This is a genomic window from Bradyrhizobium sp. 22 (assembly GCF_000482425.1).
In the GTDB taxonomy this organism is placed as follows: Bacteria; Pseudomonadota; Alphaproteobacteria; order Rhizobiales; family Xanthobacteraceae; genus Bradyrhizobium; species Bradyrhizobium japonicum_B.
This window is the reverse complement of the sequence record NZ_KI519399.1, coordinates 4,185,394-4,201,458: the sequence shown is the minus strand read 5'-3', so window position 1 is coordinate 4,201,458 and position 16,065 is coordinate 4,185,394. Positions and strand designations below refer to the sequence as shown.

The 16,065-nt window shown below is 64.6% G+C and carries 20 protein-coding genes; 14 read left to right on the top strand and 6 right to left on the bottom strand.

Going from position 1 to position 16,065, the window contains the following annotated elements; translation table 11 throughout:
- The first annotated feature begins 31 nt into the window (after positions 1-31).
- From K410_RS0121435 to K410_RS0121405, 7 genes are all read left to right on the top strand, one after another.
- Entirely contained in the window at positions 32-757 is a 726-nt protein-coding gene (locus tag K410_RS0121435) for a pyridoxamine 5'-phosphate oxidase family protein (protein ID WP_028136775.1), read from the top strand.
- A gap of 53 nt (positions 758-810) precedes the next feature.
- A complete protein-coding gene (locus tag K410_RS0121430) occupies positions 811-2,088 on the top strand; it encodes an ArgE/DapE family deacylase (RefSeq protein ID WP_028136774.1) in 1,278 nt (425 codons plus the stop codon).
- A gap of 281 nt (positions 2,089-2,369) precedes the next feature.
- The gene (locus K410_RS0121425; protein WP_028136773.1) at positions 2,370-3,179 is read left to right on the top strand and encodes a hormone-sensitive lipase; all 810 of its coding nucleotides are present in this window, start codon (positions 2,370-2,372) and stop codon (positions 3,177-3,179) included.
- 36 nt (positions 3,180-3,215) lie between these two features.
- On the top strand, positions 3,216-4,055 hold the full coding sequence (gene kynA / locus K410_RS0121420; protein ID WP_028136772.1) for a tryptophan 2,3-dioxygenase: 840 nt from the start codon (positions 3,216-3,218) through the stop codon (positions 4,053-4,055).
- A 20-nt stretch (positions 4,056-4,075) separates the two neighbouring features.
- The gene (kynU, locus tag K410_RS0121415) at positions 4,076-5,278 is read left to right on the top strand and encodes a kynureninase (RefSeq protein WP_028136771.1); all 1,203 of its coding nucleotides are present in this window, start codon (positions 4,076-4,078) and stop codon (positions 5,276-5,278) included.
- Between the two features lie 278 nt (positions 5,279-5,556).
- Positions 5,557-5,955 carry a PaaI family thioesterase gene (locus K410_RS0121410; RefSeq protein WP_028136770.1) on the top strand — a complete coding sequence of 133 codons (399 nt, stop codon included), beginning with the start codon at positions 5,557-5,559 and terminating at the stop codon, positions 5,953-5,955.
- A gap of 152 nt (positions 5,956-6,107) precedes the next feature.
- Positions 6,108-6,713: a GNAT family N-acetyltransferase gene (locus K410_RS0121405; RefSeq protein WP_028136769.1), complete on the top strand. Its 606-nt coding sequence runs from the start codon at positions 6,108-6,110 to the stop codon at positions 6,711-6,713.
- 81 nt (positions 6,714-6,794) lie between these two features.
- Here the strand turns inward: K410_RS0121405 and K410_RS0121400 are convergent, their stop codons facing one another.
- From K410_RS0121400 to K410_RS0121380, 5 genes are all read right to left on the bottom strand, one after another.
- Positions 6,795-7,100 (bottom strand): hypothetical protein, encoded by a 306-nt coding sequence (locus K410_RS0121400; RefSeq protein ID WP_028136768.1) that lies wholly within the window; start codon positions 7,098-7,100, stop codon positions 6,795-6,797.
- Positions 7,101-7,195: 95 nt separating this feature from the next.
- A complete protein-coding gene (locus tag K410_RS0121395) occupies positions 7,196-7,882 on the bottom strand; it encodes a DUF2161 domain-containing phosphodiesterase (protein WP_028136767.1) in 687 nt (228 codons plus the stop codon).
- A 116-nt stretch (positions 7,883-7,998) separates the two neighbouring features.
- Positions 7,999-8,679, bottom strand: coding sequence for an SDR family oxidoreductase (locus tag K410_RS0121390; protein WP_028136766.1), 681 nt, complete (start codon positions 8,677-8,679; stop codon positions 7,999-8,001).
- Positions 8,679-9,449 carry a tyrosine-protein phosphatase gene (locus K410_RS0121385; protein WP_028136765.1) on the bottom strand — a complete coding sequence of 257 codons (771 nt, stop codon included), beginning with the start codon at positions 9,447-9,449 and terminating at the stop codon, positions 8,679-8,681. Before K410_RS0121385 ends, K410_RS0121390 begins: the two co-directional genes overlap by 1 nt.
- A gap of 321 nt (positions 9,450-9,770) precedes the next feature.
- A complete protein-coding gene (locus K410_RS0121380; RefSeq protein WP_028136764.1) occupies positions 9,771-9,974 on the bottom strand; it encodes a DUF2735 domain-containing protein in 204 nt (67 codons plus the stop codon).
- Positions 9,975-10,515: 541 nt separating this feature from the next.
- Between K410_RS0121380 and K410_RS0121375 the strand changes: the two genes are divergently transcribed.
- The 5 genes from K410_RS0121375 to K410_RS0121355 all read left to right on the top strand — a co-directional run bounded on the left by K410_RS0121375 (position 10,516) and on the right by K410_RS0121355 (position 14,318).
- Positions 10,516-11,550, top strand: a complete 1,035-nt coding sequence (locus K410_RS0121375; RefSeq protein WP_028136763.1) for a glutamine synthetase beta-grasp domain-containing protein — start codon at positions 10,516-10,518, stop codon at positions 11,548-11,550.
- A 195-nt stretch (positions 11,551-11,745) separates the two neighbouring features.
- Entirely contained in the window at positions 11,746-12,447 is a 702-nt protein-coding gene (locus tag K410_RS0121370; protein WP_028136762.1) for a GrlR family regulatory protein, read from the top strand.
- A gap of 61 nt (positions 12,448-12,508) precedes the next feature.
- Positions 12,509-13,147, top strand: a complete 639-nt coding sequence (locus tag K410_RS0121365) for a substrate-binding domain-containing protein (RefSeq protein WP_245269420.1) — start codon at positions 12,509-12,511, stop codon at positions 13,145-13,147.
- Positions 13,148-13,222: 75 nt separating this feature from the next.
- A complete protein-coding gene (locus K410_RS39725) occupies positions 13,223-13,372 on the top strand; it encodes a hypothetical protein (protein WP_007609497.1) in 150 nt (49 codons plus the stop codon).
- A 241-nt stretch (positions 13,373-13,613) separates the two neighbouring features.
- The gene (locus K410_RS0121355; protein WP_028136760.1) at positions 13,614-14,318 is read left to right on the top strand and encodes a hypothetical protein; all 705 of its coding nucleotides are present in this window, start codon (positions 13,614-13,616) and stop codon (positions 14,316-14,318) included.
- Positions 14,319-14,357: 39 nt separating this feature from the next.
- On the opposite strand, the gene K410_RS0121350 is transcribed toward K410_RS0121355, so the two are convergent.
- The gene (locus K410_RS0121350; protein ID WP_433994203.1) at positions 14,358-15,134 is read right to left on the bottom strand and encodes a DUF3750 domain-containing protein; all 777 of its coding nucleotides are present in this window, start codon (positions 15,132-15,134) and stop codon (positions 14,358-14,360) included.
- A gap of 80 nt (positions 15,135-15,214) precedes the next feature.
- Between K410_RS0121350 and K410_RS0121345 the strand changes: the two genes are divergently transcribed.
- Both K410_RS0121345 and K410_RS39720 read left to right on the top strand, forming a co-directional pair.
- Positions 15,215-15,469, top strand: coding sequence for a hypothetical protein (locus K410_RS0121345; RefSeq protein WP_028136758.1), 255 nt, complete (start codon positions 15,215-15,217; stop codon positions 15,467-15,469).
- A 76-nt stretch (positions 15,470-15,545) separates the two neighbouring features.
- A complete protein-coding gene (locus tag K410_RS39720; RefSeq protein WP_155253533.1) occupies positions 15,546-15,899 on the top strand; it encodes a hypothetical protein in 354 nt (117 codons plus the stop codon).
- Positions 15,900-16,065: the final 166 nt, after the last annotated feature.

Below are 16,065 nucleotides of genomic sequence, written 5' to 3'. Positions count from 1 at the left end.
CCGATCTCCCCTAATCCGATCAGGAGCGGCCGTGAGCCAGACCGAGACCTCGAATTCCTATCCGACATCGGCGCGCAACCAGGTGAAGCGCCGGCACGACCGCGGCTTCTACGATCACGAAACGGTCCATCGCATCCTGGATTCCTCGATGCTCTGCCACGTCTCCTACGTGATCGACGGCCAGCCCTATTGCACGCCGACCTTCTTCTGGCGCGAGGGCACCAAGCTGTACTGGCACGGTTCGAGCGCCAGCCGGATGTTGCGCAACCAGACCAAGGGCGAGCGCGTGTGCCTTACGGTCGCCCATCTCGACAGCCTCGTGCTGGCGCGCTGCGGCTTCAACCATTCCGCCGACTACCGCGCGGTGATGGCATTCGGCACCGCCTATCTCGTCACCGATCCCGCGGAGAAGGAGCGCGCGGTGATCGCGATGGTCGACCGCTTCTTCCCGGACCGCACCGCGAGCCTTCGCGCCAGCACCGCCCAGGAGGTCAAGGCGACGTCCTTCATCGCGATGGAGATCGAGGAAGCCTCGGCCAAGATACGCGCCAAGGGTGTTGCCGACGACGATGAGGACTACGCGTTGCCGATCTATGCCGAGCGCATCCCGGTTCGCACGGTGCTCGGCGCGCCGGAGCCGTGTCCGCGCCTGCTCGACGGCGTGAAACGCCCTCCGACACTGGACGGCTATTCCGAAGGCCGGCTGCTCGAAGATGCATTGCGGGATGCATATTTTGTGGAGTACCCGAACGGTTGAAATCGGTTAGCTTGCACACTCCTTGGGACCATTGGAATGCCTGGAGTTGCCTGATGAATGCCGAAACGCAGCAGAGAATCCTCGACGCCGTCGATGCCGGCTTCGAAGCCCAGCTGGCCACCACACGCGATTTCGTCGCGATCCCTTCGACCCGTGGGGCGGAGGGGCCGTGCCAGGACATGATCGGCGACCTCCTGCGCGAGCGCGGCTACGAGGTCGACGACTGGCACATCGATGTCGACGATCTCAAGGATCTGCGCGGCTTCGGCCCGATCGAGCATGATTTCTCCAAGGCGCGTTCGGTGGTGGGGACCTACCGTCCGCAAACGAATGGCGGCAAGTCGCTGATCCTGCAGGGCCATTGCGACGTGGTGCCCGCTGGCCCGCTGGAATTGTGGGACACGCCGCCGTTCTCGCCGGTCATCAAGGACGGCAAGATGTTCGGCCGCGGCGCCTGCGACATGAAGTCGGGCACCATCGGCGCCCTCTATGCGCTGGATGCGATCAAGGCCGCGGGCTTCAAGCCGACGGCGCGGATCCATTTCCAATCCGTGATCGAAGAGGAGAGCACCGGTGTCGGCGCGCTCTCGACGCTCCAGCGCGGCTACCGCGCCGATGCCTGCTTCATTCCGGAGCCGACCGGCGGCAAGATGGTGCGCTCGCAGGTCGGCGTGATCTGGTTTCGCCTGCGCGTGAAGGGGCATCCGACCCATGTCGCCTTCGCCGGCTCCGGCGCCAACGCCATCATGGCGGCCTATCATTTGATTCAGGCGCTTCAGAAGCTTGAGGTCGAGTGGAACGAGCGCGCCAAGGCCGACCGGCACTTCAAGACGCTCAACCATCCCATCAACTTCAACCCCGGCATCATCAAGGGCGGCGACTGGGCCTCCAGCGTGCCGGCCTGGTGCGACGTCGATTGCCGGATCGCGGTGTTGCCGGGCTGGTCGATCGCCGATCACCAGAAGGAGATCATGGCCTGCGTCGCGGCCGCGGCGCGCAACCACCGCTTCCTCGCCAACAATCCGCCCGAGATCGAATGGTCGGGCTTCCTGTCGGAAGGCTATGAGCTGACCGACGCCGCTGCGCCGGAAGCTGCCTTCGCCAAGGCGTTCGGCAAGGTCTATGGCGGCATGCCGGAGGATCTCGTCTTCACCGCGCTCACCGACACCCGCTTCTACGGCCTCAACCACGGCATCCCGAGCCTGTGCTTCGGCGCCAGCGGCGGCGAAATGCACGGCTTCAACGAATTCGTCGACCTGGAGTCGTTGAAGAAGACCACCAAGGCGATGGCGCTGTTCATCGCGGAATGGTGCGGAGTCGAGAAGGCGTAGTTTGGTGTCCCGGACGCGGTGCAGCGCGCGGACGATGCGAAGCGTCGTTCCGCGTGGTGCTCCGCAGAGCCGGGACCCATGTCGCCGCATGCACTGGACCCCGGTTCAGCAGCGCATCGTTGCACGCTGCGCTGCGCCCGGGGAACGCAACGGCCGGTGGTCGGCTCCGCAATCGATGGGCTCCTCCCAAATCCTTTAAGCTTAAAATAAGCACTAGGATGCGGCTTTGACCGGTGGCAGACTGACGCCTGATCGCAGAGCCCCGCGTCCGAGGAGTGACAATGCGCGATTGGGATGATGCTTACGCCAATTCGGCCCATATCCCCGGCTCGGACAAGATGCCCGGGCTGTGGGCGGAGCGGGCGGCGGCCTACCGGGCCGGGCTGAAGAATTTTCGCGCTGATATCGCCTATGGCGCCGGTGAGCGCCAGAAGCTCGACCTGGTCCTGCCCGACGCCGACAGCAAGGGCCTCGTCGTCTTCGTGCACGGCGGCTACTGGATGCGCTTCGACAAGTCGGCGTGGACCGATCTCGCCGAAGGCGCGCGCCGTCACGGCTGGGCCGTGGCACTGCCGAGCTACACGCTGACCCCGGCCGCACGCATCTCCGACATCACTGCCGAGATCACCGTCGCGATCGCGAAAGCGGCGTCGCTCGTCGCGGGACCGATCCGGCTTGCCGGCCATTCCGCCGGCGGCCACCTCGTCACGCGCATGCTGTGCGACGACAGCCGGCTGGAGCCCGCCGTTTTCAACCGCATCAGCGGTACGCTCTCGATCAGCGGCCTGCATGACCTGCGGCCACTGCTGAAGACCAAGATGAATGACACGCTGCGCATGACCAAGGAGGAGGCGGCGCTCGAAAGCGCGGCGCTGCATCTGCCGCGCGGGCATTCGCCCGTGACCGCCTGGGTCGGTGGCGGCGAGCGACCCGAATTCATCCGTCAGTCCGATCTGATGGCCAATATCTGGACCGGTTTCGACGTGCCGACCAGTCTCGTCGTCGATCCCGGGCTGAACCATTTTACCGTGATCGACGGACTGAAGGATCCTGCTTCGCCGATCACCGCGCGCCTGATCGGCCTCGACTGAGCACGGCCGGGGAAGATCGATCGAAAGGGCCTGCCCATGACGTCCAGCGATTATGATCCCACCAGCGAAGGCGCCGAGACCGATTTTGCCCGTCGCATGTCCTACGGCGACTATCTCGCGCTGGACGCGATCCTCGGTGCGCAGCATCCGCTGTCGGAAGCACATGACGAGATGCTGTTCATCATCCAGCACCAGACCACGGAGCTGTGGATGCGCCTTGCCATCCACGAGCTCAGTGCCGCGCGCCGCGCCATTGCCAGGGACGACGTGTCGCCGGCCATGAAGATGCTGGCGCGGATGTCGCGCATCTTCGAGCAGCTCAACAACGCCTGGGACGTGCTGCGCACGATGACGCCGAGCGAGTACACGCGCTTCCGCTCGCAGCTCGGACAATCGTCGGGCTTCCAGTCGCGCCAGTACCGGCTGATCGAGTTCCTGCTCGGCAACCGCAACCACGCCATGCTGAAGCCGCACGCGCACGATCCGGAGACGACCAAGCTGCTGGAAGCCGAGCTTGCGACCCCAAGCCTCTATGACGAGGTGCTCAGGCTCGCCGACCGCAGCGGGCTGAAGATGCCCGCCGCGGTATTGGCGCGCGATGTCCGTGAGACCCACAGCTTCAACGAAGGCGTGCTGCAGGCCTGGCGTATCGTCTACGAGGCGCCGGAGACGCACTGGATGCTCTACGAACTCGCCGAGAAACTGGTCGATTTCGAGGATTATTTCCGACGCTGGCGCTTCAACCACGTCACCACGGTCGAGCGCGTCATCGGCTTCAAGCGCGGCACCGGCGGCACCGGTGGCGTCAGTTATCTCAAGCGCATGCTGGAGGTGGAGCTGTTCCCCGAGCTCTGGCGCGTCCGCACCATTCTGTAGAAATGCCCAAAGCAATGTCCATGACCAGATATCGCGTCTATGACGAGACCAAAGCTCTGTTCCATCTGCCTGACGGCGTGATCTATCTCGACGGCAATTCGCTCGGTGCGCTGCCGTCGGGCGTTGCCGAACGGGTCAACCGCGTCATCACGACGGAGTGGGGCAATGAGCTGATCCGCGCCTGGAACACCGCGGGCTGGTACGTCCAGCCGCGCCAGCTCGGCGATCGCATCGCCCGGCTGATCGGTGCGGAAGCCGGCTCGGTGATGGTCGGCGACACGCTGTCGCTCAAGGTCTACCAGGCGCTCGCCGCCGCGCTCGACATAAATCCGTCGCGCAAGATCGTCCTGTCGGATACCGGCAATTTCCCGACCGACCTCTACATGGCCGAGGGCCTGATCGCGACGCTCGGCCGGGGCCACCAACTGCGTCTGGTCGCGCCGGAGGACGTCGCGGCGTCGTTGTCGGAGGAGATCGCGGTGCTCTACCTCACCGAGGTCGACTATCGCACCGGCCGCCGCCATGACATGGCGGATCTGACCGCCAAGGCGCACGCGCTCGGTATCTTCACGGTCTGGGATCTCGCACATTCCGCCGGCGCGCTGCCGGTCGATCTCGCCGGGACCGGCGCCGATTTCGCCGCAGGGTGCACCTACAAATATCTCAACGCCGGGCCGGGCGCGCCGGCCTTCCTCTACGTTGCGCCGCGCCACGCCGACACCGCGCGCGCCGCGCTGTCGGGGTGGATGGGGCACGCCAAGCCGTTTGCGTTCGAGCTTGCCTATGCGGCCGCCGGCGGCGTCGAGCGCATGCGCGTCGGCACGCCACCGGTGCTGGCGATGGCGGCGCTGGAGGCCTCGCTCGATATCTGGGACCGCGTCGATATCGCCGAAGTCCGTGCACGCTCGCTGGCGCTCGGCGACTTGCTGATCGCCGAGGTCGAGCGCCGCTGTCCGTCCCTGAAGCTGGTGACACCGCGCGCGCATGATCACCGCGGCTCGCAGGTCTCCTTCGCCTTCGGCGGCGGTTACGCCGCCATGCAGGCGCTGATCGCCCGCGGTGTCATCGGCGATTTTCGCGCGCCTGACATCATGCGGTTCGGGATCACGCCGCTGTATATTGGTGAGAGCGAGATCATCCGTGCCGCCGAAATCATCGAGGAGGTGATCGCAGGCGAGTTGTGGCGGCGGCCGGAATATCAGGTCGTGAACGCGGTGACGTGAGTAAGGTCTTGTGCCCCGGACGCAGCGCAGCGCTCTTGGCGGTGCGCTGCAGAGCCGGGGCCCGCGCCGTACCGAAACCGTCGACAGATGGGTCCCGGCTCAGCGCAGCAACGCCATAGCGCGTCGAAGACGCGCGTGAACGCGCTTGTGGCGTTGCAGCGCGTCCGGGACACCAGAGTATTTGCCGCTTGAGCGCCAGCAGCCATTACCTCGGACGTCATTGCTTTGCCGCGTGAAGCAATTCACGCTGAGACAACAACGAATTGGGAGAAGATCTGATGACGCCGCTCGAGAAACTCAAAGCGATGAAGATGCCGTTCGCCGAGCTCAAGGGCGTCGAGTTCATCGAGGCCGGAAAGGACCGTGTGGTAGCACGGATGACGGTCCGCCCCGATCTCTGCACGCTGCACCACACCATCCATGGCGGGGCGGTAATGGCGCTGGCCGATTCCGTTGGCGCGGCGGCGACTGTGATCAATCTGCCTGACGACGCCAAGGGCACGACCACGCTGGAGAGCAAGACCAATTTCATTGGCGGGGCCAAGGAGGGAACCACGATCCTTGCCACCGCGACCCCAGTCCATCGCGGCCGGCGGACCCAGGTCTGGACCACCCGCCTGGAGACAGAGGACGGCAAGCTGGTGGCCGTGGTGACCCAGACCCAGCTGGTCCTGTAAGACTACGGGACTTTGATTTTATTAACGAATTAGTCGTCCCTCGTGCCTTTAACTTAGGCAGGTCCCTGTCTTGCAAAAGATGCTGCGATGCACAATATAGGGGACCTAGGGATTCGAACGCCTCCTCGAGGGTCACCAAGAGGAGTTTTGACGTGGTACTTGAAGAGACCGTCCGCACTGCTCGGGGCTATGTACGGACCCTGATCCAGCAGGAAGAATTGCCGCTCCTGCGTGATCATTTGCTGAGGCTCGATGCCGCAAGCCGGCACGACCGTTTCAATGGCTATCTCGACGACAGCTTCATCGAGCGTTACGCCGCCCGCTGTGCCGAGGACGGCACCGTGATCGTTGCCTATATCGTCGACGGTGTGGTCCGCGGTGCGGCCGAGCTGCATCCGCCGGAGGCTGACGCCTTGCCTGAAGTCGCCTTCAGCGTCGAAGCTTCGGCGCGGCGGCAGGGTGTCGGCACCGCGTTGTTCCGCCGCCTGATCGCGGAGGCGCGCTGGAAGGGCTACAAGCAGCTGCGCATCACGACCGGCGCCGACAATCACGCGATGAGGGCGCTCGCCAGAAAGTTCGGCGCGCACCTGGCTTTCGGCCAGGGCGAATCGACTGGCACGATCGATCTTGGCAAGACGCCCGAGGCAGAGCTTGCCGATCTCGCGGCTTCGCCCTTCGCGGCCGGACGCGCTCTGCTCAGCCTCAACTCGACCTGCTGGAAGATCATCTCCAGCATGTACGACAATCGCGCGGCCTGACTTCAAATCGCAGGCTGAATCAAAAAGCGGACCGGCATGGCCGGTCCGCTCTGTATTTCGAAAGCCGTGAAACGAACGCCCTCAGGTGCCGGTGCGCTTGTCGTTGCCGAAACGGCGGACGACACGGCGTTCGACCACGACGGAGCGCTGTGCCCCCTGTTCGCCGGCGATCACGCGCGTCGCAGTGATGCGGCTGTTGGTGCGCGCCTGCTTCTTCACCTCGGCCTGCACGACGTCGAGCGGCATCCCCATCAAGGCTGCGGCGATCTCGGCCTGCTGCCCCTGGTCGTCGGTGATGCCGATGGCGGCGAAGATCGCCTCGTCCAGGGTGGGCGGATCGTGGCGCACGCGCCGCGTGCCATATTTGGTATTCCAGTCTGCGCTCATAACGGCCTCGTTTCGATGCCGGGATACCTAGTGCCGCCAATGTTGCATTGCAATATGAAATTGGTGTGGCATCTCAGCTATGCACCGGTCGGGTGTCATGGCGGCGACGCAATAGCGGAATCGACCTCAACCCGCTGCTGCGGCCAGCGTTTCAGGGCGGCGTGTCCGGCCTCGGTGAGCCCGTAGATTCCCCGGTCGGCCCGTTCGAACCAGCCATACACATTGTTAAGCAAGATCTTGCCGGCATCAGGACAGTGCTCGCGCAATTCGCGGACGCGCCGCGGTCCGTCGGCGAGCGCGGAGGCGCAGGCCAGCGCCTGCTGCCGATAGGCCGTCATGATCGGCGCGCGGGTGCTGCCGCCGAGCACGGGATCGCCCTGGCGGCGCTGATGCTCGGTGACGAGGCGCGAGCGCAGCTTCGGCTCGCGGCGCGGCGCTGCCGTCGGCGGCTTCACCAGCACCTCGACCTGGCCGCGATCGGTGACGCCGAGCATGCCGAAGCCGAGGCGGCGGCAAAGATTGCGATAGCGCGCATCGCTTTCGCGCCCCTTGCCTCGGGCCGACATCTTCGCCGCGATCCAGACCTCGTCGCCGGCCGGCGCGCGGTCGACCGCCTGGAGGATCAGCTCGAGATTGAAGGCGAGCTTGAGCTCGCCGATCACCACGACCGGCGGATCGCCGGCGCTGAGGCCCACGAGGTCGCAGCCGCCGATCTCGCCCTTCACGGTGAAGCCGAGCTCTTCGAGGAACCGTTTGACGGGCAAGTAAAGCGCGGTTTCCAAAGGAAGGTTCCGGGGGCGATGTTCGATCGGAGAATCACTTGCGGCAGTCTAGAGCCTTCTGTGGTTCGATTGAATCAAAGCCGTCGCGCAGGATGATGTGATCGGAAGGCGCGCGCCTAGATCCGCCCGCCCACCGGGATCAGCGCGCCGGTGACGCCGCTCGCGGCGTCGCTGGCGAGGAACAGGATAACCTCGGCGAGTTCCTGCGGCGTCACCCATTTGGAAAAGTCCGCCTTCGGCATGTCGGCACGATTGGCCGCGGTGTCGATGATCGAGGGCAGCACCGCGTTGACAGTGACCTTGCCTTTCCACTCGTTGGCGAGCGCCTCGGTGAGCCGGTGCACACTGGCCTTCGATGCGGCGTACGGGCCCATGCCGCTGCCTGCCTGGAGCGCGCCAAGGGCGCCGATGTTGACGATGCGGCCGGCGCTGGATGCGGCGAGATGCGGCAGTGCCGCGCGCGAGGCGTTGAGCGCGGTCAGCACATTCAGCGCATGCATGCGCTGCCAGGTCTGGATGTCGCCATCACCGATGGTTTCGAACGCAAAGCCGCCGGCGATGTTGATCAGCGCATCGAGCCGGCCGAAATGCTTGGCCGCCGCATCGACTGCCGTCTTCGCCTGGGCCACGTCCGACAGGTCGATGCCGCCGATCTCGATGCGGTCGGTACTTGCGGGATTTTGCGACGGCGCGTGATCGATGCAGGCTACGCGCGCCCCGCGCGACTGCGCGATCTCGGCGACCACCTTGCCGAGTGCGCCGCGTGCGCCCGTCACGATCAAAGCCTTGTCTTGCATCATCGCTCTCCCGCCGCGGCCGGACCAGGATATTCCAGATAACGCTCCTTCAGTGCGGTCCGTTCGGCCGCGCCGAGCTTGAGTCCATCGCGCAAGTAGCTTTCGAGATCACCGTATTCTTCGCCGACGGCTTCGAAAGCCGCGGCGAGATACGAGGCCTCGACGCTGCCGATGGCGTTGCGGACATCCTCAGGCAGGTCAGCGGCGGCCGTCGCATCGCGTTTGTAGTGACGGTTGGTCAAGAGATAGTCCTCGGCGATGATGTCATCGGGCACGCCGAGCGCATGCAGGATCAGCGCGCTGGCAAAGCCGGTGCGGTCCTTGCCGGCGGTACAGTGAATCACCAGTGGTGCGCAGTCTTCCAGCAGATGGCCGAACAGAACGCGAAAGCTGTGCGTATGGTGGCGGACGTAGTTGCGATAGGACTCGCGCATCAGCTCGAGTGCCACCGGCGCGGTCAGCGTCCCCTTCGCGATCTCGGCGCGCAGCGCAGCCACGACACTCGGCTCGATCGGCAGCGAATGCACATTGATCTCTTTCACCGCGCAGACGCCGGCTGTGCGCTCCTCCAGCCCGCGGAAATCGAAGGCGCTTCGCACGCCGAGCGCGCGGACGATCTCGACATCGGCGGCGGTGAGCTGGCCGAGATGGTTGGAGCGGAAGATGTGGCGCCAGCGCGTGGTGCGGCCATCGGCGGTCGGATAACCGCCGATATCGCGGAAATTGCTGGCGCCTTGCAGGGTCAGGTGACGGGCAGGGGAGTCTCTCAGAGAGGAGTCTTGCATGGGATCGGCTTCGGTTATGGTTCCATTGGACGCGCGAGGGGCGTCCTTGAGATCCATTACAGGAGGCGATCATGAGCCGGCACAAGGCCGTTCTTTTGCTGCCGGCTCGATCAGGCTGGCCATCGGCAAGGGCGGCGCGTTCACAGTCAAGCCTCTGAAGTCGCCGGCGACAGCCAGCGCGTGGTCCGAACCGCGCGGGCTCACCCAGGAGTCAAAAAGGGCCGAAACATCGCTGTTTCGACCCTTTTTCTTCAACTGCCGCCAGGCGCTTGCGCGAGCGCGGCGGTTTCAAACCGAGCACAGGCATCAGCGATCCCATTTCGGCTTGGCGTCGTCGACCGCGTCCTGGTGATACCAGCTGTCGCTGCAGATCGAGACATTCGCGGGATGCGAGGCATGATCGGCGGGGAGGCGGGTCTCGCCATAGCGGCGTCCGGCGAGAGCTGCGCGGCCCCCGACCGGGAATTGGTAGATCGTTGCCGATCCGTGACTCAGACCATTGTTCATCATTGCGATTCTCCTCGGTCGAAGCGCATCGGCCTCCATGGTGCGCCCGACTCGTTCGATTGTGGTTACCGGGATTCCCCATATCGGCCGCGTCCCCCAGATTGGAAAGTGCTGAAAAGAAAATCAGTTGCCGCCCAATTTGTAGGCAGCGAGAGGTCTGCATCCCCGAAGGCAGCGTGCCCGGGGGCAACGCGGAGGCCATTCCAAAGGTTGCGGCAAAGGGGTGGAAGACTTTGCAAAAATTGCCGGCGGTTGATGCGCGTTTCATCGGCAACTTCCGGGGATGCGCCGCCTGCTGCAGAAACGGGCGATTCCCGCAGGTTTTTGCGTCGCAGCTTCACGGGAAGGTGCGCGGCTATGACGCATGTCGCCGGGGGCGGTCTGCTCGCGCCGAGGAGACCTCGGTGACAATGGAAAACGGCCCGCATCTGCGGCTTTTTGGCACGCAAAATGCTTGTAAGGGGCCGGCCGATGATGGCCGGGTACAAAACGTTCAGGGGCCTCCGGGCCCCCAAACCTTTCGCATCATCTACAGAGAGGCTCAATGACCAAGTATAAGCTCGAGTACATCTGGCTCGACGGATATACGCCGACTCCGAATTTGCGCGGCAAAACCCAGATCAAGGAATTCGCGTCGTTCCCGACGCTCGAGCAGCTTCCGCTCTGGGGCTTCGATGGTTCTTCCACCCAGCAGGCCGAAGGCCACAGCTCCGATTGCGTGCTGAAGCCGGTCGCCGTCTTCCCGGACGGGGCGCGCACCAACGGCGTCCTCGTGATGTGCGAAGTCATGATGCCCGACGGCAAGACCCCGCATCCGTCCAACAAGCGCGCCACCATTCTCGACGACCCCGGCGCCTGGTTCGGCTTCGAGCAGGAATATTTCTTCTACAAGGACGGCCGTCCGCTCGGCTTCCCCGAATACGGCTATCCGGCGCCGCAGGGCCCGTACTACACCGGCGTCGGCTACAAGTTCGTCGGCGACGTCGCCCGCAAGATCGTCGAAGAGCATCTCGACCTCTGCCTGGCTGCCGGCATCAACCATGAAGGCATCAACGCGGAAGTCGCCAAGGGCCAGTGGGAATTCCAGATCTTCGGCAAGGGCTCCAAGAAGGCCGCTGACGAAATGTGGATGGCCCGCTACCTGATGCTGCGCCTGACCGAGAAGTACGGCATCGACATCGAATTCCACTGCAAGCCGCTCGGGGACACCGACTGGAACGGCTCGGGCATGCACGCCAACTTCTCGACCGAGTACATGCGCACCGTGGGTGGCAAGGAGTATTTCGAGGCGCTGATGGCCGCCTTCGACAAGAACCTGATGGACCACATCGCCGTCTACGGCCCGGACAACGACAAGCGTCTGACCGGCAAGCACGAGACCGCGCCGTGGAACAAGTTCAGCTACGGCGTTGCCGACCGCGGCGCCTCGATCCGCGTTCCGCACTCCTTCGTCAACAACGGCTATAAGGGCTATCTGGAAGACCGCCGTCCGAACTCGCAGGGCGACCCATACCAGATCGCTTCGCAGATCCTGAAGACGATCGCCTCCGTGCCGACCGACAAGAAGGCCGCGGCCTAAGATCCTCCCGGCCCGGGCTGGGGGCTGGCCCGGGTTGGTCTCAATCCGCCGGAGCTGCAAGGCTCCGGCGGATTTTTGCATTTGGATGACGGTCCTTCATTGGTCCGGCCAACCTTGCCAAGCGAGATTTGTCCATGGCCTGGAAAGCGAGTTAGAGTGCTTGCCGGATGCGCGCGAGGGCCGGGGACACGGCTGGTGATTGAAGGCTTCTACAAGGTGAGATTTCAGCTCGGCGATGCCGTCGGGCGCAGTGTGATGCATGCTGCCAACGGCATGTTGCTCGGCGGCAATTCGGCGTTCGCCCATATCGGCACTTACGAGCAAACCGACAGCGGCGTCGACGTCGTGATCAACACCGTTCGCCACAACCCCGATCCGAACTACCGTGCCATGGCCGGCACCGACGACGCCACCTTGCTCGCCAAGGGCTGGGCGGACGGCGACCTCTATCGCTTCAAGGGCGAGCTGAAGGAGCTGCCGGGCATTCCCTTCCAGTCGGTGATGACGCCGATCACGGACGACGAGGTGCCGATCGCCGGAGGCATCGGCGAAGGTGGCATCGCCGACGGGCTCTACTCCATCCATCTGCGGATGCTCGACGGCATCGACGGCGGCCTCACCGGCGTGATGCTGCTCAACCGCGGCCGCATCCTCGGCGGCGATGCCTCGTTCTACTATCTCGGCAGCTACACTGCCGCGAACGGCCGCTGGAAGGGCCAGATCCTCAACCAGGAGCACACGCCGGCCAAGGACGATCCGATCTTCGGCGGCCACGAGGTCGGCATCGGCTTCTCCGGCCGCTACGACGCGGAAGAGGCGGTGCTGGAGGCGGCTGCGCTTGCCGGCAAGCGCAGCCTGCGCCTGACCGCCGCGCTCAAGCTGATGCACCGCGCCTGATCGTGATGGGAAGCCACATGGAAAAGGTTCGCAGCTGTCGACGCTCGGCCTGATGGGCGCGATGCGGAGCCTGTCCTCGGCCTTCGAGGCTGCAACAGGCATCCATGTCGACGCGGACTTCGCGCCGACCCTTGCGCTGCTGAAGCGCTTGCGCGACGGCGAGGCCGCTGATCTCGTCATCCTCACCCGCGACGGGCTCGACGAGATGATCGCGGAGGGGCGCGTGCTTGCCGATGGCGCGGCCGATCTGGCGCGCTCCTATGTCGGCATCGCCGTGCGCGCCGGGCAGCCGCATCCCGGCATTGGAAGCGAAGCGGCGCTGCGCAAGTCGCTGCTCGCGGCGCGGTCCGTCGCCTATTCGCGGCTGGGCGCGAGCGGCGTCTACTTCGCCCAGCTGATCGTGCGGATGGGCATCGCAGCCGAGATCAACGCCAGGGCCACCATCGTCGAGCAGGGATTTACGGCGCAGCGCCTCGTCAGTGGCGAGGCCGATCTGGCCGTGCAGCAGATCAGCGAGCTGAAGCAGGTCGAAGGCATCGAGGTGGTCGGGCCGATCCCGTATGAAATGCAGACGCCGGTGGTGTTCTCCGCCGGCCGCATGGCGAATGCCAAACAAGCCGGTGCCGCCGACCGGCTGCTGCGCTATCTGGCCTCGCCGCAGGTCGTTCCTGTGCTGCGCCGATCTGGACTGGAGCCCTAGATTTGCCGGAGCCGCACGCGACGGAACCTCTGTCGCGCGTATGTCGTTGACATCAAGACACAACGGAGCGCGATCATGATCCGTAAGCTGGCATCAGGCGAATATCGTCTCTATTCGCGCAAGGTGAATCCCAAGACCGGCAAGCGTCGCAATCTCGGCACCTTCAAGAGCCGTGCGGCCGCCGAGAAGCACGAGCGCGAGGTGCAGTATTTCAAGCGGCACTGACGCTCGAAGAGCCCCGCGGCACCAAAAAACGTGAAAACAACCCCATGCACAGTAGCCAAGTCCTTGAAATCGTTGACTGCGGATTAAGCGAATTTGTGGTTGACCCGGCCGGAAGGCGGCATGAGAGCTCATGACCGCTGAGACCCGCAATGCCCCCGCGCGCAAAAGCCGGGTGGCCGAGATGCGGCGGCAATGCTAGGTAGCCCGCGCGGTTCTTTTCCGGTTTTGTGGGCTCATTGCGTTGCTGGACGGACTCTACAAGGTCGAATACGGCGTCAACGATGCATTCGGGCGCAGCATCATGTGCCTGCATGACGGCAAGATGCTGGGCGGCAATTCGGGCTTCGCGCATCTTGGCACCTATGCCGAGCAAGGCGGCGAGATCGTCGCCGAGGTCATTACCGAGCGGCACAATGTCGATCCCAATTACAAGCCGCTGATGGGCGCGGACGTCGCCTCAATCGGGGCGCGCGGCCGGCTTCACGGCGACCAGATCCGCCTGCAGGGCGGCGCCGACACCATGCCCGGCGCGCATTTCTGGGCCAATCTCACCCGGCTCGATGATGGGGCGCTGCCGCCGCGCGGCACGATTGGGCAGGGCGGCATCGCCAACGGGCTCTACGGGATGAGCCTGCGCGCGCTCGACGGCGTCGATGCCGGTCTCTCCGGCGTGATGCTGCTGATCGACGGCCACATCCTCGGCGGCGATGCGTTCTTCTACTATCTCGGGTCCTATTCCTCCGCGGATGGCCGCTGGAAGGGCGAGATGCTGAACCAGGAGCACACGCCGGCGAAGGGTGAGAACCCCGTGTTCGGCGGCTTCGAGGTCGGGATCGGCTTCTCCGGGACATGCACGGCCGATAGCGGCGAGCTCGAGGGCATCGCACTGGCGGGGAAGCGCAGCCTGCGGCTGGCGGCATCGCTCAAGCTGATGCGAAGGGCGTAGACGTCTCGCAAGGTCTGTCCGGATAAGCCTATCAAGCTGTCACACGCCGGGGCGCAACCCCAAGCGGCCGAGGCCGGGGAGCTTGAGCGCCGGGCGTCGAACGTCGAAGCCGAGCACGGCGCCGAAGAAATTGATCTCCAGGCCTTCGACCCAGCCGATCGAGAAGCCAAGGTAGCCGGCCAGCGACGCATAGATGCCGGTGCCTGATGCCGTCGTGCCGAACCATCTACCGGTGTACGGGAAGTCCTTGCCGATCGCGGTCGGCGGCAGGACGGCGCGAAGCTCGGGGACGGAATCGAGCGCGGCCTGCACGAAGGTGTTCGAATTGGGACCAGGCCAGACGCTGTAATCGCCATAGGATCGAAACTTATAGTTTTCGATCACATGCCGGATCTTGGGGATCAGCGCCTCCGCGCGCGCGCCATCGACAGCCACGATGGTTTCCGGCGCAGCGCCGAACCATCGACCGTCCGGAGCAAAGCCGTTGGCGCGGATCGGCTCGCCCCACGCCGTGTAGTCGTATCGCGTGTAGGCCGGCGCATCCTTCTCCTTGACGACGATCCAGGTGTGAACCGCGAAGATGCTGCGCCATCTCACCGTTCTCGCGCCGAATACCCGTATGACGGCTTCGGAATGGGCGGCAGCGGCCGGCAAAAGGCCAGCGCTCGACCGATCGGCGGTTTGCCAATTCTCGCGGCCATCGCCCAGCCAGAGATATCTCACCGCTGAGGCGGCAAGCGGTGCCAAGACGAGGAACAGAAGGATGAGCAAGGGCTTCTTCAAGGGAGTGATACGGCGGGGCTTGTGATCAACCATATAGTTCGCATGAACGCTGGCGCCATAGCATCTGAGATCAGGATGTTGGTTCGCAACCGCGGCAGGATTGGAGTTCGCGCATGGACATCAAGGAAGCAGAGGCGATGACGGAGGCCTCCGGGCTCACGGACCAGCAGGACCGCGGGAACCAGACCACGAGCCAGCGATTGGGTTCCGAAGAGAAAGCAGGAACGGTCCGGTCGCAGCTCAACTCGCCTTCGCCGGAATCCGCGGCGCGATGGGCCGACCAGTTGCGCGAGGTGGCGGCGAGGGCGCCGTTACGGTCGTTGCTCGTGGCTTTTCTCGCCGGAGCATGGATCGCTCGCCGGCGTTAGGAGCGGGAGCTGGCGCGACTGGCCCCAGGGAAAACTGCAGCGACCTGAGAGGTCTCTGGTGAACGGAGGGACGGACATGAAGCTTCTTGCTATCGCGGCGACGATTCTGCTGGGCAGTATTTCATTCGCCATGGCGCAAAGCTCGGGGGGCGCTTCAGGCGGTGCTTCATCCGGCGGCGGCACGAGTGGAGCCGGCTCGGGCGCTACCGGCGGTTCGACGCTCTCGAATGGGACCACGCTGAGCGGAACTGGCGGTTCTCCGGGCCCCAACACGTCCAATGCAAAGAACAAGGGAACGACGGGCGAGCGACTTGGCGTCACGCCTTCTGGTCAGGACGGCGGTGGATCTCGACCGACTTACAACACGCCAGCCGCGAATGCTGCCATTCAGCAGCTTGGAAATACCAATCCGGGCGTCCTCAGGAAGTGACGGCCATCCTGCACGCGAGCGCCGCGCGCAGGATGCCTGGACGATACGGGGAATGTGACGGCGGGCCGATGCTTCCCGAAGCTCGGCGGGGGCGAGCTGACGGCGCCGGAGGCGTCGGGTCCAAGTCTCAAGCTGAGAGACGACCAGGGAAATTGACGCGCCGTGA